The sequence below is a fragment of the Achromobacter sp. Root170 genome, assembly GCF_001428165.1.
In the GTDB taxonomy this organism is placed as follows: domain Bacteria; phylum Pseudomonadota; class Gammaproteobacteria; order Burkholderiales; family Burkholderiaceae_B; genus Achromobacter; species Achromobacter mucicolens.
The window spans coordinates 793,232-817,777 of record NZ_LMHN01000012.1 but is presented as its reverse complement, the minus strand read 5'-3'; the positions used below and the strand labels follow the sequence as shown (position 1 = coordinate 817,777).

Below are 24,546 nucleotides of genomic sequence, written 5' to 3'. Positions count from 1 at the left end.
CGTCGCCGGGATCCTGGACTTGAACAAAAGCACCTGGCAAGGCTCAAACCGTCCTGGCTTTTTTATCCGAGCGGAGGGAATCATGACCGACATCGGTCGGATGGCACATGTCGTGCCAGCTCGCACCCAGCTACCCGTCAGCGCATATTTTGACGAAGCCCTCTTTGCCCGCGAGCAAGAACTCATTTTCAAGCAATCCTCGCTTTATGTCGGCCACCAGAAATTGGTGCCCGAAATCGGGGATTGGCGTACGTTGGTCCAGGAAAACGGAGGGCGCTCGCTGGTTCGCAACCAGCACGGCGTCGAACTCATCTCAAATGTCTGCCGCCACCGTCAGGCACTGATGCTTGGCGGCCAGGCCGGCAACGTGGCCGGCAACTGCAACACGCATGGCAACCTGAAGGCCACGGGCGGCAACATTGTCTGCCCGCTGCATCGCTGGACGTACAACAACCAGGGTGAGTTGTTGGGCGCGCCGCAGTTCGAGACCACGCCCTGCATGAACCTGCAGAAGTTCCGCCTGCGCGATTGCCACGGGCTGCTCTTCGAAGGCCCGCGCGATCCGGCCGCCGACATGGCGCCGCTGTTTGCGCGTCCCGAATTCGACTTCGGCGACTACGTGCTGGACCACGTTGAAGTGCATCAGTGCAACTACAACTGGAAGACCTTCATCGAGGTCTACCTCGAGGACTACCACGTCGGCCCGTTCCATCCCGGACTGGGGCGTTTCGTCACTTGCGACGACCTGACCTGGGAGTTCAACGACTGGTACAGCCTGCAGAAGGTGGGCGTGCACAATGCGCTGGCGCAGCCGGGCTCGGACGTCTACAAGCAGTGGCACGACCGCCTGCTGTCGTTCCGCGAAGGCGACGCCCCCGACTTCGGCGCCGTGTGGGTCACGTACTTCCCGACGCACATGATCGAGCTTTATCCGCATGTGCTGGTGCTGTCCACGCTGTACCCGAAGGGCCCGCAGGAAACGGTGAACGTGGTCGAGTTCTACTACCCCGAGGAAATCGCCGCCTTCGAGCGCGAATTCGTCGAGGCGCAGCGTGCGGCCTACATGGAAACGGCCATCGAGGACGACGAGATCGCCGAACGCATGGACGCTGGCCGCAAGGCATTGATGCTGCGCGGCGTGAACGAGACCGGTCCCTACCAGTCGCCCATGGAAGACGGCATGCAGCACTTTCATGAGTGGTACCGCCGCATCATGCAAGCGGTGTAGTTCCCCTGCCCCGGCTTGCAAGACAAAGGGCCTCGCGAAATCGGTTCCGATTCGCGAGGCCCTTTTTTCGTCTGGACGCGTCAGCGTGCGTCAGCGTCCGATGACACCAGCGACCGTCCTTTCTCCGATCGCCAGCCCCACCGTCATGCCGACGCCGGAGTGCATGACCGCCACCGTGGTCGCCGGATCCACCGGCATGACCGAGAACGGCGCCGGCCCGTGCGCGCCGTAGACGCCCTGCCAGCGCTCCACCACGCGCAGCCGCGCGCCCAATGCCTGCGACGCCAGGTCCAGCATCGCGTTGTCGACGGCCTCGTCATTGAACGGCAGCGCGTCCTGCCCATAGCGGTGCGAATCGCCGATGATCAGTTCGCCGTAGGGCGTGGGGCTGATCAGCAGGTGGATGCCGTTTTCCAGCAGCATGGGCGTGCGCGCCTGGATCACGCCGCGCAGCGCCTGCGCCGTGGGCAGGTCCGAGAACGCGCCGTAATGCACGCACGACAGCCCGGTCAGCAGCGGCCGGTCCAGCGCGATGGGATGCGAATCGAACACCGCGCGCAGCATCTGCAGGCGCGTGACCTCCAGATCCAGCGGCGCGAACAGTTCCGGCAGCAGGGTCAGGTAATCGTGGCCCGGGCACACGAACACGTGCGTGCCCGTGAAGTCGCCCGCCGACGTGCTGACTTCGCCCTTTTCCACGGCGCGCGCGAGCGTTCCGGTGATGAAGTCCACGCCCAACGAAGACTGCAGGTAGTGCGTGATGGCCGGCAGCGCCTCGCGCGAATAGATCTGCAGATCGTCGTGGCCGCGCAGCGCCAGGCAGTGATGCGCGAGCTGGCCGCCATAAAGGCCGGCCACCTCACGCGCGGAAAGCAGATCCGCGCGATACCCTTCCTGCCGCAGGCGCGTGTCCGCGAACTCCTGCAGCACGTCGGCCTCGTCGACGTTGCGGGCCAGCACCAGCGCCCCGTTGGCGCGCACATGAAAGCCCGCCTTGTCCGCCAGGTCGAGCCACAGCTCGCGCGACTGCTGCGCGTGCGACAGCATCGTGCCGGGCGCCTGCCCCGTCACGATGACCTGTCCGAAGTTGCGGATGGTGGCGCCGTGGGCCTGGCGGCTGCGCTCGATTACGGCAACGGACAGGCCGCGCTTGGCGGCCGCCCAGGCATGCGCGATGCCGAGCATGCCCGCGCCCACCACGATTACGTCGTAAGTCTTCATCGCCGGGACGCCGCCTTACTTCTTCTTGGGCTCGGACTTGCCGTCGTAGCGGCGGGTCCACTCGGCGATGATGCGGTCGCGATTCGTGGCGGCCCACGTGAAGTCGTTCTTGATCATGCGCGCGGTCAGGTCGGCGGGCAGGTTCGGGTTGGCCGTGGCGATCGACGGAATCGCCAGCACCGCGAAGTTGGCCTTGTACAGCTCATTGGCCTCGCGGCTGGCCGAGAAGTCAGCCAGCTTGCGGGCGGCTTCCAGGTTCTTGGTGCCCTTCATGATGGCGGTGGCTTCCACTTCCCAGCCCAGGCCTTCCGAGGGGAACACGGCTTCGACCGGCGCGCCGTCGGCCTTCAGCTTGGCCGCGCGGTAGTCGAACGAGATGCCGATCGGGAATTCGCCGGCGGCAGCCATGTTGCACGGCTTGGAGCCCGAGTGCGTGTACGAGCCGATGTTCTTGTGCAGGGCGTCCATGTAAGCCCAGCCCTTTTCTTCGCCAAACATCTGCAGCCAGGCGCTCACGTCCAGAAAGCCCGTGCCGGACGAGGCCGGGTTGGGCATGACGATCTTGCCGGCATACACCGGCTTGGTCAGGTCCTGCCACGACGTGGGCTTGGGCAGCTTCTGCTTTTCGGCTTCGATCGTGTTGAAGCAGATGGCGGCGGCGTAGCCGTCCATGCCGACCCAGGCGGGCTCGGCCTTGGCGTCGCGCATGTTGGCGGCGATCTGGTCCAGGCCCTTGGGAGCGTAGGGCTGCAGCATCCCTTCTTTGTCCATCAGGCCCAGCGCCGTGCCGGCCAGGCCCCAGATCACGTCGGCCTTGGGGTTGCTCTTCTCGGCCAGCAGCTTGGCGGCGATGATGCCGGTGGAGTCGCGCACCCACTGGATCTTGATGTCGGGATTGGCCTTCTCGAAGGCGGCCTGGTAGGCCTTGATCTGGTCGGCTTCCAACGCCGTGTAGACGGTCAACGTGGTCTCGGCCGAGGCGGCGCCCATCACGCCCGTCAGGGCGGCGGCCAGTGCAAGCAGCTTGTAGCGATTCATGAACAACTCCGTGCGTGAGCGAAAAACAGGATGAACGAGGTCCCCGCGGCCGGCGGCTGCCGGCTGCGGATCGCGGTGAGTCAAAGGTTGGGGGGTGGCCCGGGACGCCGGGCGGACGGGTTTAGATCAGGGGCGTTCGCCTCGCGCCAGACGGGCTTCGATGTCGTCGACCACGGCCGGCAGATCAGCCACCGTGTCGATCACGTAATGCGGACCGGCCGGTCCCAGCTCCGCGCGCGCGGCGGCGCGCGCGGCGTCACGGGCGGGGCCGGCAAGGCCAAGGTATTCGTCCAGCGTCAGGCCCGCGGCGTTGCCCGACAGCAAGAGGCCCACGGTCCACATGCCGGCGCGGCGGCCTTCTTCGATGCCCGGCGCGGTGTCGTCGACCTTGATGCACGCGGCCACGTCGGACAGGCCCAGCTCGACCACGTTCTTTAAGGCCATCGCGGGCGCCGGACGCGCGCGCGGGACCTCGTCGCTGGCGACGATGCAATCGGGCGTCAGGTTATCGGCGGCCGCGCGCTCGACGACGCGGCGCATCACGCTGGCGGGATAGCCGGAGCACGACCCGATCTTCAGGCCGCGCCCGCGCAAGGCGCGCATCACGTCGGCCGCGCCGGGAATGGCCGCCGAATACTGCGCCACCTTCTCCAGCTGCATCGGCAGAAAGCGCTCGTAGATGGCGGTGACGTCGTCGTCGCTGGGCACGCGGCCGAAGCGGGCCTGATACTGGGCGGCGATGGCGGGCTGGTCGCACAGGGTACGGATGTGGTCCCACTTGCCCATGCCCATCGGGCCGCGCGCCTCCTTCAGCGACACGTCCATGCCGAACTGCGCGAACGCGTCCACGAATACCTTGGTGGGCGCAAAGGAGCCGAAGTCGACCAGCGTGCCGGCCCAGTCGAAGATCACCGCCTCGAGGCGGACGGGCAAGGGTTGAACTGTCATGGAAGTCATCCTGAAAAATGGGCCGGTCAACGGGTCGCCGGGCGCCGCCAGGCCTGCGTGCGCGCCACCAGGGCACGGCTGGCCAGGTGCAGGACCAGGGCGGCAACGGCGGAGCTGGCCATGATGACCGTGCACATGGCGGCGGCCGGACCGATGAAGCCGGCGTCGTCCATGTTAAGCACGGCCACGGCGGCCAGCACCGTCGACGGGCTGTAGAGAAACACCACGGCCGACACCGTCGTCATGGCGGATACAAAAAGGTAGCGGGCAACATCCAGCGCCGCGGGCAGGCACATCGGCAGCGTCACGCGCAGGAAGGTCGTCAGGCGCGGCACCTTCAGCGACGCGGAGGCGGCCTCGAACTCCGGGTCGAGCGCATTGAGCGCCGTGGCGGCTGTCAGGTGGGCGCTGGTGTAGAAGTGCACGACCGTGCACAGCACCAGCAGCGGCATCGTCCCGTACAGCACGTTCAGGGGGTTTGCCAGGCTATTGAAAAAGAAGATGTAGCCCAGGCCCAGCACCAGCCCCGGCACCGCCATCGGCATCAGCGCCAACATGCCGGCCATGCCGCGCAGGCCGCGCGCCATCGTGCCGCGCGCAGGCACCTTCTCCATCATCCACGCGCCCACGAAGACCACCAGGGTGCCCGCGAGCGCCGTGAAGAACGCGAGCTGCAGGCTGTTGCGCCAGGCGAGCCAGCCGCCGCCGTCCATGTTGTCGAAGTCGTAAGAACGCAGCGACATCGACAGGTTGTACGGCCACATCTTCACGAACGACGCCCACACCGCCACACCGATGATGAGCAGCAAAAAGGCAGCCATCACGCCGGACAGGGCGAGGAATGCCGAGTCGCGGCGGCCGTTCACGCCGGCCGCGTAAGGCTGCGCGCGGCCGCTCATCTGGGCGCCCTGGCGGGCCCGCAGCCGGCGGTCCAGCACGAAGGTCAGCAGCGCCGGCAGCAGCAACAGGATGCCGATGGCCGCGCCCTTGGGGAAATTCTGCTGCCCGACCACCGCCTTGTAGGCCTCCATGGCAAGCACGTTGTAGTCGCCGCCCACCACCTTGGGCACGCCAAAGTCGGTGACGGTCAGCGTGAAGACCACGCAGCAGGCCGAGAACACCGCGTAACGCGTGCCGGGCAGCGTGACCGTCATGAAGGTGCGCCACGTGCCCGCGCCCATGGCGCGCGCCGCGTCATAGAGGCGGCCGTCGGCCAGCGCCAGGCCCGTCAGCAGGATCATGAGCGCATGCGGAAACGTGTAGAACGCCTCGCCCACCACGATGCCCCAGAAGCCATAGATCGTGGCGCCGCCAGTCAGGCCCTTGAGCAGTCCCTGATTGCCCAGCAGATAGACCAGCGCGATGCCGGGCAGCAGCGACGGCGCAAGCAGCGGCAACAGCGCGATCGTGCGCAGGATGCCCTTGCCCGGCAGGCGGGTGCGCGTGAGGCCATAGGCAAAGCCGTAGGCGCAGGGCACGACCAGCAACGTCGTCACGATTCCCACGGCCAGGCTGCGCCCCACCATGGCCAGGAAACCATCGGCGCCGATGATGCCCGCGATGACAAACAGGCCCGCCCAGCCGCCATCGGCGTCCGTCACCGATTTGACGAGGATCGCCGCCAGGGGCAGCGCCAGGAATACGAGCAGGCCGAGCGCCAGACCGCCCTGCCCCAGCGCCAGGCCCAGCGCGCCGATCCAGGCGGGCAGCGGGCGGCGTCCCAAGGCGGGCAGCGGCGCGACGGCGGCGGGAGCCGGGGAATGGGGCACGGTCTGACCCACGGCGCGCGGATCGTTCATGGCCGGATCAAGCGTAGGCGCGTATCGCATGGCGCGGCAGCTCCACCCAGCAACGGCTGGCAGCGTGAGGGCCCAAGAGGGCATCTCCGGTTTCGGGGGACACGATGGAATGCACGGTGGCGCCGGGCACGCCTTCCAGGCGCAGGGCAAGGCGGTAGCTGCGCCCCAGGAACACGCCGTCCAGCACGTCGGCCAGCATGGCGTTGGGCTCTTCGGGCTTGGCCATGCTGACGCGCACGGCCTCGGGCCGCACGAAAAGCTTGCTCGAGCGGGCGTCCAGCGCCGCGTCGACCGCCAGCTCCTGCCGCCCCACGCGGGCGCGATGGGTATCGATGCGTTCGAACGGCAGCCAGTTGGCTTCGCCCACGAAGTCGGCGATGAAGGCCGACGCCGGCTGGCGGTAGAGTTCGCGCGGCGTGCCGTACTGCTCGATCACCCCGCCATTCATCACGGCGATGCGGTCGGCCATCACCATGGCCTCTTCCTGGTCATGCGTCACCATCAGCGTGGTGATGGACAGGCGCTTTTGCAGCGCGCGCAGTTCGATTCGCAGGTGTTCTCGCACCCGCGCATCCAACGCCGACATGGGTTCGTCCAGCAACAGCAGCGACGGCGACGGGGCCAGCGCGCGCGCCAGCGCCACGCGCTGCTGCTGACCGCCCGAAATCTGGCCGGGATACTTCTGCGCCGCGCCGGCCAGGCCAACCAGCGTCAGCATTTCCTCGACGCGGCTGGCGACGTGGTTGCGATGGGCGCGCTTGCCGCTCAGGCCATAGGCCACGTTCTGGGCCACGGTCAGGTTCGGAAACAGCGCATAGGACTGGAACAGGATGCCGTAGTCGCGCGCCTGCGGCTCGGCATGGGAAATATCACGGCCGGACAGCACGATGGTTCCGCTGTCCTGGCGCTCCAGGCCGGCGATCGCGCGCAGCAGCGTTGTCTTGCCGCACCCCGACGGCCCCAACATGCACACCAATTCTCCGGCGCGGATATCCAGCGAAACGTCGGCCAGCGCCGTGTGGCTGCCGAATCGCTTCACGAGATTCTGCACGGAGAGAAAGGCGGTATCGCGTTGGGGCATGGGGCCTCCGGTCTGGGAACGAAGGCAGTATGGGAGCCGCGTATTGAGCGTTTATGACACTTCGCGCAAATGCAGTAATAAAAACATCAAATTATTTTGGTGTACTGGCGGTCTTGCGCATTGCGTCCAACCTTCGCCCCCCGACCGTGCTCGTCGCCGAACTCAAATCCTTCTATGCCGTGGCCCGCTGCGGAACCGTCACCAAGGCCGCCGCCCAGCTGGGCGTCAGCCAGCCCACGGTGACGGGGCAATTGCGCCAGCTTGAATCGCGCTATGGCATCGAGCTGTTTCATCGGCAGGGGCGCGGCATGCGGCTGTCGGACGCCGGGCAAAACCTGATGCCGATGGTCGAGAAGCTGGTGCAGCAGGAGACCGAGATCGACTTCCGGCTGCGCGACGCGAGCGACCTGCGCGAGGGCAACCTGCGCATTGGCGCGACCGGCCCCTACTACATCATGGATACCGTGCGGCGCTACAACCAGCGCTATCCCGGCATCGACCTGACGGTCACGATCGGCAATTCGCAGTCGATGCTGCAGGCGCTGCAGGATTACCGCATCGAGATTGCCACGTCTTCCTTTCTGATGGATGACAAGCACCTGTACCGCCGCAAGATCGCCGCGGACCCGATCCGCGTGGTGGCGCATCGCGATCATCCGCTGGCCCGGCGCGGCCAGGTGCGGCTGGCCGATCTGGCCGAGCATGCGCTGCTGCTGCGCGAACCCGGCTCCATGACGCGCCAACTGACCGAAGACGCGCTGCGGGCGGCCGGCGTCACCGTGCGCCGCACGCTGGAGATCGGCAGCCGCGAGTCGATCCGCCAGGCCATCCTGTGCGAACTGGGCATCAGCCTCATCCCTTCACGCGAAATTCCGTCCCATCCCGATCTGGCGGCCCTGGACATCCAGGACGCCGGCATCGTGATGAATGAATACCTGTACTGCTTGCGCGAGCGCCAACCGGTGCAACTCATCGCGCGCTTTCTGGAGATGGCGCCGGCAGCCGGCTGACCGTCGCGGTCACTGTCCCGCCTCTTCCCCTTGCGGCCACTCAGGAGACAACCATGGCCTTGACCCTGCAGGACATCGAACAGCTTTTCCTTGAACGCGGACACCGGTCCTATGACGGCGAATCCGTCAGCCATCTGCGCCATGCGCTGCAAACGGCCGCACTGGCCGAACAGCACGGCGCCAAGGCCCATCTCATCACGGCCTGCCTGCTGCATGACCTGGGCCATCTGATCGCCGACCGGCCGGGCACGCCCACGCTGCGCGGCATCGACGACAAGCATCAGTATTTCGTGCTGCCCTTCCTGCGCGGCTTGTTCAGTTCCGCCGTGCTGGACCCCATCCGGCTGCACGTGGAAGCCAAGCGCTACCTCTGCTACGTGGAACCGCAGTACGAAGCGAAGCTGTCGGACGATTCCCGCCGCAGCCTGGCGCTGCAGGGCGGCAGTTTCGACGCGGGCCAGGCGGTCGACTTCGCCAGCATGCCCGGCGCGCCGGACGCGATCCGTCTGCGGCGCTGGGACGACATGGCCAAGGTGCCGGGGCTGGCCACCCCACCCCTCGACCACTTCCTGGAGATCGCCGAAAGTGTGTCCGGCCGCGTCAAGCTGGCCGCCGTCTGGTAACGGCCGCGCACCGCCCATGAAAAAAGCCAGGGTGCGTTGCCCTGGCTTTTTGTTCGTTTAATCGCCCTTGGCTACCGGCCGGGCGGGATCGCTGCACCATTCGCTCCACGACCCCGGATAGAGGCGCGAGCCCGTCAGGCCGGCAATCTCCATGGACAGCAGGTTGTGGCAGGCCGTGATGCCCGAGCCGCACTGGTGGACGACCGAGGCTGGGTCGCGCCCGGCCAGCAGGCTGCCGAACTCCGCGCGCAGCTGCTCGGCCGTTTTGAATCGGCCATCGGGCTGCAGGTTTTCGCCGTTCGGGCGGTTCAGCGCGCCGGGGATATGGCCGGCCACCGGGTCCATGGGTTCGACTTCGCCGCGATACCGGTTGGCGGCGCGCGCGTCGACGACTGTGAACGACGGCTGGGCGATGTTGGCCAGCACCGCCTGGGCATCGACCGTGCCCGCCAGGGACTTGCCCGGTTCGACAGGCGTGCCCGGCTGCACCGCCGGCGCCGGGTCGTGGCTGACGGGCAGCCCCGCAGCCGTCCAGGCCTGCCACCCGCCATCCAGCACGGCGACCCGGTCATGGCCCAGCCAGCGCAGCATCCACCACAGATGCGCCGCGTACATGCCGCCGCTGGCGTCGTAGGCCACCACCAGCGTGCCGGGCGTCACGCCATGCGCGGCCATCAGGGCGCCGAATTGCGCCCGGTCGGGCAGCGGATGCCGTCCGTTCTTGCCGGTGCGGGCGGCAGCCAGCTCGGTTTCGTGATCCAGGAAGCGGGCCCCGGGGATGTGGCCAGCGTCATAGGCCTGGCGGCCCGCCGAATGATTGGTCAGGTCATGGCGCACGTCGAACACGCGCACGTCGGGCGAGTCAAGGCGTGCAGAGAGATCGGCGGCGGTGATCAGGGTCGTCGTCATGCGATGGGGCTCCGGTGTGAAAAGCGGCGGGCGCCGGGATCAGCCCGGCTTGGGGTCGCGCATGGTGCGCCACACCGACAGCAGGCCCGCGAAAATGATGAGGCCCATGCCGGCCCAGGCCACGACGTCCAGATGGTCGCCCCAGAAGCCCATGCCGATCAGTGCCGCGAAGATGATGGTGCTGTATTGCAGGGCGGCGGTCAGCAGCGCCGACCCCATGCCGAACGCCCGGGTCATGGCCAACTGCCCGAACAGCCCCGCGACGCCCACGCCCAGGAGCGACAGGTAGCCGGTCCAGTCCGCGTAGCCCCAGCCCTCGAACGCCAGGCCGGCGGCGCTGGAGGCGCACACGGCCACCGAAAAGAACAGCACGGTGCGCCATTCGGGTTCGCCAATGCGGCCCAATTGGCGGATCTGCATCATCGCAATGGCGGACATGGCCCCCGCCCCCATGCCGAGCAGGGCGGCAAGCCACTGGTCGTCGTTGATGCTTGGCCGCAGCACGGCGATCACGCCCAGAAAGCCCAGCACCACGGCCAGGATCCGCACCGGGTCGCGCTGCGCCCCGCCCCATCCCAGCATCCAGCAGGCGATGAACAGCGGCGCCGTGTAGTTCAGGCTGGTGGCGGTGGCCAGCGGCAGATGGGAAATGGCAAAAAAGCCCAGCCACATCGAGGTGACGCCGGACAGGTTGCGCCAGATGTGCAGCTTCCAGCTCGTGGGAATGATGGACTGGCGGCCGGCGCGCGCCCAGAGCAGCAGCAGGATCACCGACGGCAGGCCGCGAAAGAGCACGACCTGCGGCAGCGATGCGCCGTGTTCGGTGCCGAGCTTCACGAACGACCCCATGATGGCGAACATGGCGGACGCCACCAACATCCAAAGTGCTTGCATGCGGGTCTACGCTAAGGGAAAAGGGGGAAGGAATAAGGGAAAGCGATACTATACTCTCCGTCACCGGGCGAGGAGCCGGCGAGTCGGGGAACTGGCAAGGCTCCGCCATGTCGAAATCCGGGTATTTGCCGCTCGCAGAGGAATATAAAAAACATGAAACGCATTGTTCTGTTCGTCATTACCAACCTGGCCGTCATGCTCGTGCTGTCGGCCACGCTTCGCATCCTGGGCGTGGACCGTGTCATCACGGCCAACGGGATCAACTTCAACGCGCTCCTGATCTTCTCGGTCGTGGTCGGCTTCACCGGCGCCATTATCTCGCTCCTCATGAGCAAGCCAATGGCCAAATGGAGCACGGGCGCGCAGGTGCTGGATCCCAACTCGCCCCGCAACCAGCGCGAGGCCTGGCTGGTCGACACCGTCCACCAACTGGCCGACCGCGCCGGCATCGGCCGCCCCGAAGTCGCCATCTACGAAGGCGCCCCCAACGCATTTGCCACGGGCGCATTCAAGAACGACTCCCTGGTCGCGGTGTCCACGGGCCTGCTCGAAAGCATGACCGAAGAGGAAGTCGCGGCCGTGCTGGCGCACGAAGTCGCGCACATCGCCAACGGCGACATGGTCACCCTGACCCTGATCCAGGGCGTGGTGAACACCTTCGTCATCTTCCTGGCGCGCGTGGTCGGCTACTTCATCGACCGCGTCGTGTTCAAGAACGAACGCGGCATCGGCCCCGGGTACTTCGTCACCGTGCTGGTCTGTGAAATCATCTTCGGGGTGCTGGCCTCGATCATCGTGGCCTGGTTCTCGCGCCAGCGCGAATACCGCGCCGACGCCGGCTCGGCCCACCTGATGGGCGCCCGCGAACCGATGATCCGCGCGCTCGCCCGCCTGGGCGGCCTGGAACCGGGCGAACTGCCCAAGTCCTTCGAAGCGTCCGGCATCACCGGCAAGGGCGGCCTGGCGGCCATGTTCGCCTCGCACCCGCCGATCCCGGCCCGCATCGCGGCGCTGCAGAACGCCCGCGTGATCTGACCGGTCACCGGCCGCAAAAAAGCCCGCTTCGGCGGGCTTTTTTTGCGTGCAACTCAGCACTCGACGATATTCACCGCCAAACCGCCCCGCGCCGTTTCCTTGTACTTGGTTTTCATGTCGGCGCCGGTTTCGCGCATGGTCTTGATGACCGAATCCAGCGACACGTAGTGCTGACCGTCGCCCCGCAGCGCCATGCGGGCGGCGTTCACGGCCTTGACCGAGGCCATGGCGTTGCGTTCGATACAGGGAATCTGCACCAGTCCGCCGACGGGATCGCAGGTCAGACCCAGGTTGTGCTCCATGCCGATCTCGGCCGCGTTTTCCACCTGCTCCACCGACCCGCCCAGCGCCGCCGCCAGTCCGCCGGCCGCCATCGAACAGGCCACGCCGACTTCGCCCTGGCAGCCCACTTCCGCGCCTGACAGCGACGCGTTGTACTTGTAGAGCAGCCCGATCGCCGCCGCGGTCAGCAGGAATTCGCGCACGCCCTCGCGGTTGGCGCCCGGCACGAAACGGTCGTAATAGTGCAGCACGGCTGGAATGATGCCCGCCGCGCCGTTGGTCGGCGCCGTGACCACCCGGCCGCCCGCCGCGTTCTCTTCGTTGACGGCCATCGCGTACAGGTTCACCCAATCCATGACAGAAAGCGGGTCAGACAACGTGCGCTCGGCCCGCTGGGTGAGATTGCGGTAGAGCTCGGGGGCGCGCCGGCGCACGCGCAACGGGCCGGGCAACTCGCCGTCCGCTTCCGGATAGTTGATGCCGCAGCCGCGCGCCACGCAGTCCTGCATGACCTGCCAGATGCGGTCCAGGCCGGCATTGACCTCCGAGGTTTCGCGCCAGGTCAGCTCGTTCTGCATCATGACCTGGGCGACGGTCAAACCGTTGTCCTGGCACATGGCCAGCAGTTCCCGCCCCATGCGAAACGGGTACGGCAACTGGTCGTGCGCCGCGATGACCTGGCTGTTGGAGGCGCCGGCGGTGACGACGAAGCCGCCGCCCACCGACAGGTAGCGGGCCTCGCGCAGGGACTGGCCGTCGGCGTCGAATGCGTGGAATTTCATGCCGTTGGGGTGTTCGGCCATGGCTTCGCGGCGGTAGAACATCATGTGTTCCTTTTCCACGAAGGGCAGCGGGTACTTGCCCAGCAACGGCAACTGCCGGCTGGCGCGCACCGAGGCAATCATGCCGGCGATGGCCGCGGGGTCGACCGTATCCGGCGCCTCGCCCATCAGGCCCAGCAGCACCCCCTTGTCGGTGCCGTGCCCCTTGCCGGTGGCGCCCAGCGATCCGTACAGTTCGGCCCGCACGCTGGCCACGCGCGGAACAAGGCCGTCGCGCTCCAGCCCTTGCGCAAATAGCAGCGCCGCCCGCATCGGGCCCACGGTATGAGAGCTCGACGGGCCAATGCCTATCTTGAACAGATCGAAAACGGAAACGGCCACGCCAAACTCCAATACATCCACCAACGATCAGGCAATGATACGCGCGAGCCCGGGCGCACGCAGCAAAGCCCCGCCCGGCGTATCCTGTATCTTCGCGCCGGGTGCCAAAGCCTGCCCCGGCATGCGATCATTACAGAATTATTACTTGTCATAAAAAGAACGGAAAAACGCCTGCATGTCTGGACTCATTACCCTGCTTGACTTCGCCGGCTACGTCGCGCTGCTGCTTTGGGGCGTGCATATGGTCCAAACCGGCGTGCAGCGCGCGTTCGGGGCGGCGCTGGGCGCGGCCTTGGGACGCGCCCTGGGCACGCGGTTGCGGGCCTTTTTTGCGGGCCTTGGCATCACGGCCGCGCTGCAAAGCAGCACCGCCACCGGCCTGATGATCACCGGTTTTGCCGCGGGCGGCGTGGTCGGTCTGGTGCCGGCGCTGGCGGCGATGCTGGGCGCCAACGTGGGCACCACGCTGATCGTCCAGCTGCTGTCCTTCGACCTGACCGAGCTCGCCCCGATCCTGATCCTGGCCGGCGTCTGGATGTTCCGGCGCTATCCGCCCGGCCGCACCCGCGACCTGGGCCGGGTCTTCATCGGCCTGGGCCTGCTCCTGCTGTCGCTGCACCAGCTCGTCGAACTCTTCGCGCCGTTTCAGACCGCGCCCATGTTGGGGATGATTCTTGCCGCCCTGTCGACCCAGCCGGTCGCCGCGGTCTTGCTGTCCGCCGCATTCACGTGGGCCGCGCACTCCAGCGTGGCCGTCGTGGTGCTGGTGATGTCGCTGGCCAGCCACAACATGGTCGCGCCGCACGTGGCGTTTGCGCTGGTGCTGGGCGCCAACCTGGGCACGGCGATCAACCCGATGATCGAAGGCGTGACGGGCGACGACCCCGCCGCCCGCCGCCTGCCGCTGGGCAATCTGCTGACGCGGGTGCTGGGCGTGCTGGCCGGGCTGCTGCTGTTGCCTTTCCTGGAGCCCTGGATGAGCGATCTGGCGAGCGACCCCGCCCGCGCGGTCGCCAACTTCCACACCCTGTTCAATGCCGTCATCGCCCTGGCCTTCCTGCCGATCCTGACGCCGTACGCCGCGCTGCTGACCCGCTGGCTGCCCAAGCGCGCCGACCCGAACGACCCGTCCCGCCCCCAATACCTGGACGAATGGGCCCACGACGTGCCCGCCGTGGCACTGGGCAATGCCGCGCGCGAGGCGCTGCGCATGGCCGACATGCTGCAGACGCTGCTGCTCTACGCGCGGGCCGGCTTCAAGCGCGACAACCGCCACCGCATGGTGCAGGCGCGCCAGCTGGACGGCGCGCTGGACAAGCTGGAAAACGCCATCACCACCTACCTGGCGACACTCGACCAGGAGAACATGACGCGCGAGGACCTCCAGCGGCTGGACGACATTCTGGCGTTCACCAGCAACATCGGCCACGCGGGCGATATCGCCCATCACGGCTTGCTGAGCCACGTGGCCAAGCTGCGCAAGCAGGGCTGGACTTTCTCGCCCGAGCAACGCGCCAGCCTGGACGACACCCTGGGCCAGCTCATCGCCAACCAACGCACGGCGGCCGCGCTCTTCGTGAACGACGACCTGCGCCAGGCGCGCTCGCTGGCCGGCGAAAAGGCGCGCTTTCGCACGATCGAAACCCAGGCGGCCGACACTCACCTGCAGAAGATCAAGTCCGGCCAGGTCGACGCCGCGGAAGTGGGCGCACTGTACCTGGACATCCTGCGGGACATGAAGGGCATCAACTCGCACCTGGTGGGCGCGGCGGCGTACCCCTTGCTGGCCCGCCACGGCGAGCTCCTGCCCAGCCGCCTGCGCGAGGCGGGCAATTGAATAGTGAATAGGTAAGCCGCCAGCGCCGGGTGTCTGACACCGTCCCAAGCACGCTGACGCACGAAAAAGCCGACCAGCGGGTCGGCTTTCTTTTGCATCGGGCACATCCGGCGGGCCAACCTGGTGGCTCACCCTCCCCGCCTTACAGGTACCGCTTGAACCACGCCAGCATCCGCTTCCAGCCATCCTTCGCGGCCTCGGGGTGGTAGCTGGCCCGGTAGTCCGCCAGGAACGCGTGGTCGGCTTCGGGGTAGACCACGATCTCGGACTGCTTGGCGGCGGCGTTGCCGGCGGCCAGTTTCGTCTTCATGGTTTCCACGTCCGACAGCGGAATGCTGGCGTCACGGCCGCCGTAAAGGCCCAGGACGGGGCCATGCAGCTCGTGGGTCACGTCCAGCGCGACGCGCTTGATGAGCGGACCGTGGCCCACGCTGAGCTTGCCGTACCACGCCACGCCCGCCTTCACGTCGGGATTGTGCGCCGCGTACATCCAGGTCAGGCGGCCGCCCCAGCAGAAACCCGTCACCGCCACGCGGCGCGCGTCACCGCCATTGGCGGCGGCCCACGCCACGCTGGCGTCCAGGTCGGCGTACACCTGTTCGTCAGGCACCTTGCTGACGATTTCCGAAATGAGCTTCGGGATATCGGTATAGACCGACGCGTCGCCCTGGCGTTGATAGAGGTTGGCGGCAACGGCCAGGTAACCGGCCTTGGCCACCCGGCGGCAGATGTCCTTGATGTGTTCGTGCACGCCGAAGATTTCCTGGATCACCAGCACGACCGGCAGGTCACGCTGGCCTTCGGGCGCGGCGTAATACGCGTTGATCGAACCGTCCGTCACGGGAAGCTTGAAATCCCCGTGGACCAGGCCCTGCGTGTCCGTGTGGATCACGGTGGGGGCGACATTGCCGGCGGCGGTGGAAAAACTCATGGAGAACTCCTTGGTTGGGTCGACGAAAGCCGGCCATCCCCGCCGCGCCACCTGCGCTAGTGCCGGTGGCCGTGCTCTGCCTGGGACACGCCTTGATCCGCGTGTGCGTCATGGTCGTGCCCGTGGTGCATCAGCGTCGTGACGCTGTAGATCAGCGCCACGCCCACACCGACCAGCAGCAACTGCGGGACGGCATCGGACAGGGATACCCGCTCGTGCATCTGCGGCATCAGGTCGGCCACCGAGATGTACAGGAAGCTGCTGGCGGCAATCACCAGGATGTACGGCGTCCACTCCTGCGCCTGCTGCAGCACGAAGTACCCTATTATGCCGCCGACCGCTGAACACAAGCTGGTGAACAGAATCAGCGCGAAGGCGCGGCGGCGGCGCAGGCCGGCGTTGAGCAGCACCACGAAGTCGCCCAGCTTGTGCGGCACTTCGTGGATGATGATCGACGCGGCCGTCAGCACGCCCAGCAGCGGATCGGTCAGGAACGCCGCGGCGATCAGCACGCCGTCACTCAGGTTGTGCAGCGAACTGCCGATCAGGATCAGCATCCCGCCGCGCCCCGCCTCGTGGCGGTCGTGGCCCTTGTGATGGTGGTGGCCGTCGCCCTCGTGGTGATGGCTGTGGCGCAGCAGCGCAATCTTCTCCAGCACGAAAAAGCCGATCAGCGACGCCAGCATCAGCCCGAAGAGCACGTGGGCGTTGCCCACCCCCGTCTCGAATGCCTCGGGCAGCAGATGCAGGAGCGCCACGGACAGCAGCACGCCGACCGACAGGCTCACCATGTGATGCAGGTATTTGGCAAAGACCTTGTACGCGAGCCAGCTCGCGATAAGGACGGCAATCAGGCCGCCAGTGATGGTGGCGAGCAGAACCCAGAGCAGCAACATGAGGGGGGGAAAATTAAGGCGGGGGGAAGCGCAACATTATATTGTTTCAAACCAAAAATCGGAAATGGGCCGTCCGAAGACGGCCCAGCCCAGTCAAAGCCTAGTGCGCCTGCTCCCAGTTCTTGCCGACGCCCACTTCCGCCACCAGCGGCACGCGCAGCGTCGCCACGTTGCACATCAGGCGCGGCAGCGCTTCCTTGACCACTTGCAGCTCGTCGTCGGGCGCTTCCAGCACCAGTTCATCGTGCACCTGCATGATCATGCGCGTCTTCAGGTTTTCTGCGTCCAGCCAGTCCTGCACGGCCACCATCGCCATCTTGATGAGATCGGCCGCCGTGCCTTGCATGGGGGCGTTGATCGCCGCGCGCTCGGCGCCCTGTCGGCGCGGACCCGACGCCCCCCGGATTTCCGGCAACTGCAGCCGGCGTCCGAAGACGGTTTCCACGTAGCCCTGCTCGCGCGCCAGGCGCCGCGTGTTTTCCATGTACATCGCCACGCCCGGATAGCGCGCAAAGTAGCGGTCGATGTAGGCCTGCGCGGCGTCGCGCGTGATGCCCAGGTTGGATGCCAGGCCGAACACGCCCATGCCGTAGATGAGGCCGAAGTTGATGGCCTTGGCAGCACGGCGCTGATCGGTCGTCACGCCTTCCAGCGGCACGCCGAACACTTCGGAGGCGGTGGCGCGGTGGATGTCCTCGCCCGCCGCGAAGGCGCTTTGCAGGTTGGCATCGTCCGAGACGTGCGCCATGATGCGCAGCTCGATCTGCGAATAGTCCGCGGACAGCAGCATGCCCTGCTCGGCGATGAACGCCTCACGAACGCGCCGGCCGGCCTCGGTGCGCACCGGAATGTTCTGCAGGTTGGGATCGGATGACGCAAGGCGCCCGGTGATGACGGCGGCCTGGGAATAATGCGTATGCACCCTGCCCGTCGCCGGATTGATCATGCGCGGCAGCTTGTCGGTGTATGTCGACTTCAGCTTGGACAGCCCGCGGTACTCCAGCAGCACCTGCGGCAGCGGGTAGTCCAGCGCCAGCTTGCTCAGCACTTCCTCGTCCGTGGACGGCGCGCCGCTCGCGGTCTTGCGCACCACCGGAAGCTGCATGCGGCCGAACAGGATCTCGCCCAGCTGCTTGGGAGAATTCAGATTGAACGGCTGGCCCGCCAGCTCGTAGGCCTTCTGCTCGAGCTGCAGCATCTCTTGCCCCAGCTTGTTGCTTTGGCGGCCCAGTTCCGCAGCATCGACCTTCACGCCGTTGCGCTCGATCGTGGTCAGCACCGCCGACACCTGCATTTCCAGGCGATAGATGCGTTCGAGCCCCTCGTCGGCGGCGACCATCGGGCGCAGCACCTGATGCAGTTGCAGCGTGAAGTCGGCGTCCTCGGCCGCGTAATGCCCGGCCTTGTCGACCGCCACCTCGTCAAAACCGATCTGCTTGGCGCCCTTGCCGCACAGATCCTCGTACGACACGCCGCTACGGCCCAAAAAGCGCTGCGCCAGATCGTTCAAGCCCACGCCGCGATGCGACTCCAGCACGTAGGCCTGAAGCATGCTGTCTTCGGCGGCGCCCGCCAGGCGGATGCCTTCGTTGGCGAAAACGTGCGTGTCGTACTTGGCGTGGTGCAGCAGCTTTGCGCTTGCCGGGTCTTGCAGCCACGGCTTGAGCCGTGCCAGCACCTCGTCCTTGGGCAACTGGACTGCGCCATCCGGCCCCCTATGCGCGACGGGGATGTAGCAGGCCACGCCGGGCGCTACCGACATCGACAAGCCCACCAGCCGGGCCTGCATTTCGTCCAGCGACGTCGTTTCGGTATCCAGCGCAACCAGCGCAGTCTGTTGCACCAGTTCCATCCAGGCGTCGAACGCCGCCCAGTCGGAAATGATGCGGTAGTCGGTGGTCTCCGGCGCGGCCGGTGCCTCGTGCGCGATGCGGGCGTCACCCGCGGGCACGCGCTCGGCGTCACCGGTCAGGTCGCGCAGCCAGGTGCGGAACCCGTAGCGTTCGTACAGTTCGGTCAGCGTCGCGTCGTCGCGCGCACGCGGCGTCAGGTCATCGACGCCGTCGACGTGCCCGGTCAGATCGCAATCGCACTTGACCGTCAGAAGCTGGCGCGTCAGCGGGAAATTGGGAATGGCCTCGCGCAGGTTGTTGCCGGCCACCCCCTTGATGCCCTCTGCGCCTTCGACCAGTTTGTCGATGGAGCCAAATTCCGTAATCCATTTGGCGGCCGTCTTGGGGCCCACCTTGGTGACGCCCGGCACATTGTCGACCGTGTCACCCACCAGCATCAGGTAATCCACGATACGGTCGGGCGGCACGCCGAATTTGTTCACGACGCCGGCCTCGTCCAAGACCTCGCCGCTCATCGTGTTGACCAGGGTGACGTGGCTGTTCACCAGCTGCGCCAGGTCCTTGTCGCCCGTAGAGACGATGGTGTGCACGTCGTGCTGCGCGGCACGATGTGCCAACGTGCCAATGACGTCGTCGGCCTCGACACCCTCGATGGCCAGCACCGGCCAGCCCAGCGCGCGCACCGCGCGATGGATGGGATCGATTTGTGCTGCAAGGTCTTCGGGCATGGGCGGACGGTGCGACTTGTACTCCGGATACAGGTCGTCCCGGAAAGTCTTGCCGCGAGCATCGAAAATACATGCGGCATACTCTGCCTTATAGTCCGATACAAGCTTGCGCAGCATATTGACCACGCCGTAAATCGCACCCGTAGGTTCGCCTTGCGCGTTGCGCAAATCAGGCATAGCGTGGAAAGCGCGGTACAAGTAACTTGAACCGTCGACCAGTAATAAGGTTTTTTTCATGGTTACAAAGGCAGATATGGATACACCCGCCGGCAAACAAATTCCGCTGATTATGTCAGAGATAAGGACGGCGGCAGACAAGCTCGCACACATCGGGCCCGCAGTCAGCGTTTTCGGTAGCGCACGAGTCAGCCGTAATTCCCCGTACTATGAAACCACCATCGCGATTTCCTCGGCCCTGGCCGAAGCAGGCTTTGCCGTCATCGCGGGTGGCGGCCCCGGCATCATGGAAGCCGCCAACAAAGGTGCATTCGAATCAGGAGGCACGAGCGTCGGCTTGAACATCAGCCTGCCGCACGAAGCGCACAACAACGAATACCAGACCATCAGCCTGTCCTTCGAGTACTTTTTCCCTCGCAAGGCGGCATTCTTCATGCACAGCTTCGCCTACGTGGCGATGCCGGGCGGCTTTGGCACCCTGGACGAACTCTTCGAAGCGTTGACGCTCATCCAGACCGGCAAGGTCCCCCCGGCCCCCATCGTCCTGGTCGGCAGCGAGTACTGGTCGGGCCTTGCCGAATGGCTTGGCGATCAGGTGCTCGGCAATGGCATGATCGGCGCGCATGACCTGGATCTTTTCATCATCGAAGACGATCCCGTGAAGGTCGTGCGCAAGGTAGTCGAGTTCCACGAACGCGTGATGTCCGACGAGCAATACGCCCCTTCCCTTCCCGCCTGATCCCGCACGCCCGTTCGGGGCCGCATGCCCCGCGGGCGCGGCCAGCCATCGTCAAGGCAATGCCCCTAGGTCATCGCCTTGACGATGGCCTCGCGCGCCAGCCCCACGAACTCGCTTTCGCCGGGGCGGGCCGCTAGCAGCCGGAATTCCACCGACGGCAACGCCGGCAGGCCAGGCGCCTGCAGCCTCGCCATGCCGGCGCCAAGCGCCGATTCGTTCAGGCACGCCACGCCCAGTCCCGCCGCCACCGCCAGCTGCAATCCCGCCACGCCGGACGCCTCGTGCGACACGACATAAGGAAGGCTGCGGCGAGCCAACAGCCGCTCAACGTATTGGCGCAAGGCGCACGTCTCCGGCAGGGCCAGCAAGGGCAACGGTTCGGCCAGCGGCGGCGTCGCGCCCTCGGCTGCCATCCACAGCAGCGGTTCGCGCCGCAATAGCGCGCCATTGGCCCGGCCGCGCGCCGCGCCCCGCTCCTGGATGACCATGGAGATGCCGACGTCGATCTCGCCGCGCTCGTAAGCGGCCTCGATCGCCCCGCTCTTCATGATGGTGACGTGCAGCCGCACCTGCGGGTATTGCTCGCTCAGCCGCCGCAGCAGGCGGGCGACGTCGCCGGGGCGGAAGTAATCCGTGATGCACAGCCGCAGTTCGCCGCGCAGCGCCACGCCGCGCAGGTCGCGGTAGGCCTCGTCGCTCAGGGCCAGGATCGTGCGCGCATGCGCCAGCAGGCGCTGGCCGGCGGGCGTTGCGCGCACGCCCGTCTTGCCGCGCACCAGCAGCGGCTGGCCCGCCTTGTCCTCCAGCTTGCGCATCTGTTCACTGACCGAAGACTGCGACAGGAACACCTTGGGCGCGGCTGCCGTCAGGCTGCCCGCGTCCAGCACGGCGACCAGGGTGCGCAGCTGGTCCAGGTCAAATCCGCTCATGGCCTATCCAACGGCAAATACGATGGATGAAATCGTAAATTCCCGCTTTTCCGATGTCAATGCGCTTTCTACACTGGCGCCGTACCTACCCCACCCGGAGAGCCGTCATGCCCCACATCGTCATCCATCGTTCCGGCACGCCCGATGCCGCCATCGACCACCGCATCGTCGAGTCCGTCGCCGGGCTGACCCAGTCCGTCCTCGGAAAAAAGCTGCCCGTCATCGCCATCACGCTGCAGCACATTGCGCACGACCTCTGGTTCATCGGCGGGCGTCGCTTGTCGGAACTGGGCAAGAACGCATTCCATCTGGATATCAGCGTGACGGACGAGACCAACACCAAGGCCGAGAAAGCGCGCTTCATCAAGGAGATCTACGCGGCTTTCGCGGACATCCTGGGCGAGCTGCACGAATGCTGCTATGTGCACGTCATCGACGCGCGCGCGGCCGCCTACGGCTATGGCGGACGCACGCAGGAATACCGGCACCAGCACAGCGCCTCGTAAGCGGGCGGCGCCACGTCCTGCGATGCCTGGCACCCGCCCAACATGCAAAAAGCCGCGCACCCAAAGGTGCGCGGCTTTTCATTGGCCGGGCTTGTTGGCGGCAGGCTGCCGCCGGCAAGCTTAGACTGCGGATTCGCGCGCGGCGCGCTTGCGCTCGTTCTCGAGCAGGTAGCGCTTGCGCAGACGGATCGACTTCGGGGTGATTTCGACCAGTTCGTCGTCGTCGATGAATTCCACGGCGTATTCCAGCGACATCTGGATCGGCGGAACCAGGCGCACGGCTTCGTCGGTGCCGGAGGCGCGCACGTTGGTCAGCTGCTTGCCCTTGATCGGGTTCACGACCAGGTCGTTGTCGCGACTGTGGATGCCGATGATCATGCCTTCGTACAGCGCATCGCCCGGGTTGACGAACATGCGGCCGCGATCCTGCAGCTTCCACAGTGCGTAGGCCACGGCGTCGCCGTTGTCCTGGCTGATCAGCACGCCATTGCGGCGCTCGCCGATGGAGCCTTCCTTGATGGGCGCGTATTCGTGGAAGATGTGGCTCATGAGGCCCGTACCGCGCGTCAGCGTCAGGAACTCGTTCTGGAAGCCGATCAGGCCGCGGGCCGGGATCAGGTATTCCAGGCGCGTACGGCCACGGCCGTCCGGCTGCATATCCTGCAGGTCGCCCTTGCGGCGGCCCAGCTCTTCCATGACGCCGCCCTGGTGGGCGTCTTCGACGTCAACGGTCAGCGATTCGAACGGCTCGCACTTCACGCCGTCGATTTCCTTGAACACCACGCGCGGACGCGACACGGCCAGCTCGTAGCCTTCGCGGCGCATCGTTTCCAGCAGAATGGTCAGGTGCAGTTCGCCACGGCCCGACACTTCAAACACGGTGTCGTCGCCGGTGTCGCGCACACGCAGCGCCACGTTGGACTTCAGCTCGCGGTCCAGGCGGTCGCGCACTTGGCGGCTGGTCACGAACTTGCCTTCGCGGCCCGCCAGCGGCGACGTGTTCACCATGAAGTTCATGGTCAGCGTCGGCTCGTCGATGCGCAGCATCGGCAGCGGTTCCTGGTTGGCCGGATCCATCACCGTGCAACCGATGCCCAGGTCTTCGATGCCGTTGATCAGCACGATGTCGCCGGCTTCGGCTTCGTCCACCACGATGCGCTCCAGGCCATGGAACTTCAGCACCTGGTTGATGCGGCCGCGGCCGCCCTGGCCATCGGGACCGAACTTGTAGGCCACTTCCATGCCGGGGCGCATACGGCCACGGTTGATGCGGCCCACGCCGATCTTGCCGACGTAGCTGTTGTAGTCCAGCGAGATGATCTGCATCTGCAACGGACCGTTGGGATCGTCCTCGCGCTGCGGCACGTGCTGCAGGATGGCTTCGAACAGCGGACGCATGTCGCCTTCGCGCACATCCGGCGTGAGGCCAGCGTAGCCGGACAGGCCCGACGCGTACACGACCGGGAAGTCCAGCTGCTCGTCGGTGGCGCCCAGCTTGTCGAACAGATCGAACGTGGCGTTGATGACGAAATCCGTACGGGCGCCCGGACGGTCAACCTTGTTGACCACGACGATCGGCTTCAAGCCCAGGGCCAGCGCCTTGCGGGTCACGAAAATGGTCTGGGGCATCGGGCCTTCGACCGCGTCCACCAGCAGCAGCACGCCGTCGACCATGGACAGCACGCGCTCGACTTCACCGCCGAAGTCCGCGTGTCCCGGGGTGTCGACGATGTTGATGTGGGTACCTTCGTATTCCACGGCACAGTTCTTGGCCAGAATCGTGATGCCGCGTTCCTTTTCCAGGTCGTTCGAGTCCATGACCCGTTCGGTCAGCGCCTGGTTTTCGCGGAAGGTGCCGGATTGGCGCAGCAGCTGGTCGACCAGGGTTGTTTTACCGTGGTCCACGTGGGCGATGATGGCGACGTTGCGCAAGGCGCGAGTCATAGCGAGTCCTTTAAGGTCAGGGTGGAGGGCAGCAAGCCCTCCGGCAATTCGTTCAGTGCAAGCAATGCCTGCTTCGGGTCTGGCATGGCCTGCAAGGCTTCCAGTTCAACGGCGCGTTCCAGAGAGAAGGGCCCGACGTGCGTGCGCCGCAGCGCCGTCAGGTGGGCGAAACAGCCCAGCACGCGCCCGATGTCCTGGGCCAGTGTTCGGATGTATGTGCCTTTACTGCAAGCCACATCGATCTCTGCCTGCGTCCCGGAGAGGGACAACAGCTCGATGCGGTATATCGTGATCTGGCGCGGCGGCCGCTCCAGTTCGATGCCCGCGCGGGCGTACTCGTACAGCGGCTTGCCGTCGCGCTTGAGCGCGGAGTACATCGGCGGAATCTGCTCGATGGTGCCCGAGAAACGTGACAGCGCGTCGCGCAGAGCCTGTTCCTCGACGGTAAAACCGGGTTCGGCGGTCGCCGTGACGTTGCCCGTCAGGTCGCCGGAATCGGTTTCCGATCCAAATTGCAGCGTAGCGCGATATGCCTTGTCGGCGTCAAGCATCGCGCCGGAAATTTTGGTGGCGCGACCCATGCAGCACACCAGCAAGCCGGTGGCAAAGGGGTCCAGCGTGCCGGTATGGCCGGCCTTGGCCGCATCCATGGCGCGTTTGGCGCGCTGCAAGGCGTGATTGCTCGACAAACCCACGGGTTTATCAAGCAACAGCACACCGTCGAGCGCAAGCCCGCGTCGTTTAGCCATCGTCGGAATCCGGAAAAAAAATGAAG

At 66.1% G+C, this 24,546-nt stretch carries 21 protein-coding genes; 7 read left to right on the top strand and 14 right to left on the bottom strand.

What is annotated here, in order from left to right:
• Positions 1–82: 82 nt before the first annotated feature.
• The gene (locus tag ASD87_RS13915; RefSeq protein WP_056322441.1) at positions 83–1,228 is read left to right on the top strand and encodes an aromatic ring-hydroxylating dioxygenase subunit alpha; all 1,146 of its coding nucleotides are present in this window, start codon (positions 83–85) and stop codon (positions 1,226–1,228) included.
• A 90-nt stretch (positions 1,229–1,318) separates the two neighbouring features.
• Here the strand turns inward: ASD87_RS13915 and ASD87_RS13910 are convergent, their stop codons facing one another.
• From ASD87_RS13910 to ASD87_RS13890, 5 genes are all read right to left on the bottom strand, one after another.
• Positions 1,319–2,449 (bottom strand): TIGR03364 family FAD-dependent oxidoreductase, encoded by a 1,131-nt coding sequence (locus ASD87_RS13910; RefSeq protein ID WP_056322439.1) that lies wholly within the window; start codon positions 2,447–2,449, stop codon positions 1,319–1,321.
• Positions 2,450–2,464: 15 nt separating this feature from the next.
• A complete protein-coding gene (locus tag ASD87_RS13905) occupies positions 2,465–3,487 on the bottom strand; it encodes a putative 2-aminoethylphosphonate ABC transporter substrate-binding protein (RefSeq protein WP_056322435.1) in 1,023 nt (340 codons plus the stop codon).
• Positions 3,488–3,613: 126 nt separating this feature from the next.
• Positions 3,614–4,444: a phosphonoacetaldehyde hydrolase gene (gene phnX / locus ASD87_RS13900; protein WP_180099155.1), complete on the bottom strand. Its 831-nt coding sequence runs from the start codon at positions 4,442–4,444 to the stop codon at positions 3,614–3,616.
• Between the two features lie 17 nt (positions 4,445–4,461).
• The gene (locus tag ASD87_RS13895) at positions 4,462–6,264 is read right to left on the bottom strand and encodes a putative 2-aminoethylphosphonate ABC transporter permease subunit (protein WP_082586274.1); all 1,803 of its coding nucleotides are present in this window, start codon (positions 6,262–6,264) and stop codon (positions 4,462–4,464) included.
• A complete protein-coding gene (locus ASD87_RS13890; protein ID WP_056322430.1) occupies positions 6,242–7,315 on the bottom strand; it encodes a putative 2-aminoethylphosphonate ABC transporter ATP-binding protein in 1,074 nt (357 codons plus the stop codon). The genes ASD87_RS13895 and ASD87_RS13890 overlap by 23 nt, the downstream gene beginning before the upstream one ends.
• Positions 7,316–7,461: 146 nt before the next feature.
• Here ASD87_RS13890 and ASD87_RS13885 point away from each other — a divergent pair, with 146 nt between their 5' ends.
• Both ASD87_RS13885 and ASD87_RS13880 read left to right on the top strand, forming a co-directional pair.
• Positions 7,462–8,325 carry a LysR family transcriptional regulator gene (locus ASD87_RS13885; protein ID WP_056322757.1) on the top strand — a complete coding sequence of 288 codons (864 nt, stop codon included), beginning with the start codon at positions 7,462–7,464 and terminating at the stop codon, positions 8,323–8,325.
• Positions 8,326–8,378: 53 nt separating this feature from the next.
• Complete coding sequence (locus ASD87_RS13880; RefSeq protein WP_056322428.1) at positions 8,379–8,948, top strand: phosphonate degradation HD-domain oxygenase; 570 nt, start codon at positions 8,379–8,381, stop codon at positions 8,946–8,948.
• Positions 8,949–9,005: 57 nt separating this feature from the next.
• Here ASD87_RS13880 and ASD87_RS13875 read toward each other — a convergent pair whose 3' ends face one another.
• Both ASD87_RS13875 and ASD87_RS13870 read right to left on the bottom strand, forming a co-directional pair.
• Positions 9,006–9,857, bottom strand: a complete 852-nt coding sequence (locus ASD87_RS13875) for a sulfurtransferase (RefSeq protein WP_056322425.1) — start codon at positions 9,855–9,857, stop codon at positions 9,006–9,008.
• Between the two features lie 39 nt (positions 9,858–9,896).
• Entirely contained in the window at positions 9,897–10,751 is an 855-nt protein-coding gene (locus tag ASD87_RS13870) for a DMT family transporter (RefSeq protein WP_056322422.1), read from the bottom strand.
• 153 nt (positions 10,752–10,904) lie between these two features.
• Here ASD87_RS13870 and htpX point away from each other — a divergent pair, with 153 nt between their 5' ends.
• Positions 10,905–11,786 (top strand): protease HtpX, encoded by an 882-nt coding sequence (gene htpX, locus ASD87_RS13865; RefSeq protein ID WP_056322419.1) that lies wholly within the window; start codon positions 10,905–10,907, stop codon positions 11,784–11,786.
• A 53-nt stretch (positions 11,787–11,839) separates the two neighbouring features.
• On the opposite strand, the gene ASD87_RS13860 is transcribed toward htpX, so the two are convergent.
• Complete coding sequence (locus ASD87_RS13860; RefSeq protein ID WP_056322416.1) at positions 11,840–13,231, bottom strand: L-serine ammonia-lyase; 1,392 nt, start codon at positions 13,229–13,231, stop codon at positions 11,840–11,842.
• 175 nt (positions 13,232–13,406) lie between these two features.
• On the opposite strand from ASD87_RS13860, the gene ASD87_RS13855 reads away from it, so the two are divergent.
• Positions 13,407–15,068 (top strand): Na/Pi cotransporter family protein, encoded by a 1,662-nt coding sequence (locus tag ASD87_RS13855; RefSeq protein ID WP_056322414.1) that lies wholly within the window; start codon positions 13,407–13,409, stop codon positions 15,066–15,068.
• 142 nt (positions 15,069–15,210) lie between these two features.
• Here ASD87_RS13855 and ASD87_RS13850 read toward each other — a convergent pair whose 3' ends face one another.
• From ASD87_RS13850 to polA, 3 genes are all read right to left on the bottom strand, one after another.
• On the bottom strand, positions 15,211–15,999 hold the full coding sequence (locus tag ASD87_RS13850) for a dienelactone hydrolase family protein (RefSeq protein WP_056322412.1): 789 nt from the start codon (positions 15,997–15,999) through the stop codon (positions 15,211–15,213).
• A gap of 56 nt (positions 16,000–16,055) precedes the next feature.
• Positions 16,056–16,895, bottom strand: coding sequence for a ZIP family metal transporter (locus tag ASD87_RS13845; RefSeq protein WP_056322409.1), 840 nt, complete (start codon positions 16,893–16,895; stop codon positions 16,056–16,058).
• A 100-nt stretch (positions 16,896–16,995) separates the two neighbouring features.
• Positions 16,996–19,713: a DNA polymerase I gene (polA, locus tag ASD87_RS13840; RefSeq protein ID WP_056322407.1), complete on the bottom strand. Its 2,718-nt coding sequence runs from the start codon at positions 19,711–19,713 to the stop codon at positions 16,996–16,998.
• A gap of 52 nt (positions 19,714–19,765) precedes the next feature.
• Between polA and ASD87_RS13835 the strand changes: the two genes are divergently transcribed.
• On the top strand, positions 19,766–20,392 hold the full coding sequence (locus ASD87_RS13835; protein ID WP_056322403.1) for a TIGR00730 family Rossman fold protein: 627 nt from the start codon (positions 19,766–19,768) through the stop codon (positions 20,390–20,392).
• Between the two features lie 65 nt (positions 20,393–20,457).
• Here the strand turns inward: ASD87_RS13835 and ASD87_RS13830 are convergent, their stop codons facing one another.
• On the bottom strand, positions 20,458–21,321 hold the full coding sequence (locus ASD87_RS13830; RefSeq protein WP_056322402.1) for a LysR family transcriptional regulator: 864 nt from the start codon (positions 21,319–21,321) through the stop codon (positions 20,458–20,460).
• Between the two features lie 107 nt (positions 21,322–21,428).
• On the opposite strand from ASD87_RS13830, the gene ASD87_RS13825 reads away from it, so the two are divergent.
• A complete protein-coding gene (locus ASD87_RS13825; protein ID WP_056322399.1) occupies positions 21,429–21,827 on the top strand; it encodes a hypothetical protein in 399 nt (132 codons plus the stop codon).
• Positions 21,828–21,947: 120 nt separating this feature from the next.
• Here ASD87_RS13825 and typA read toward each other — a convergent pair whose 3' ends face one another.
• On the bottom strand, positions 21,948–23,771 hold the full coding sequence (gene typA / locus ASD87_RS13820) for a translational GTPase TypA (protein WP_056322397.1): 1,824 nt from the start codon (positions 23,769–23,771) through the stop codon (positions 21,948–21,950).
• Entirely contained in the window at positions 23,768–24,520 is a 753-nt protein-coding gene (truB, locus tag ASD87_RS13815; RefSeq protein WP_056322394.1) for a tRNA pseudouridine(55) synthase TruB, read from the bottom strand. Before truB ends, typA begins: the two co-directional genes overlap by 4 nt.
• Positions 24,521–24,546 lie beyond the last annotated feature (26 nt).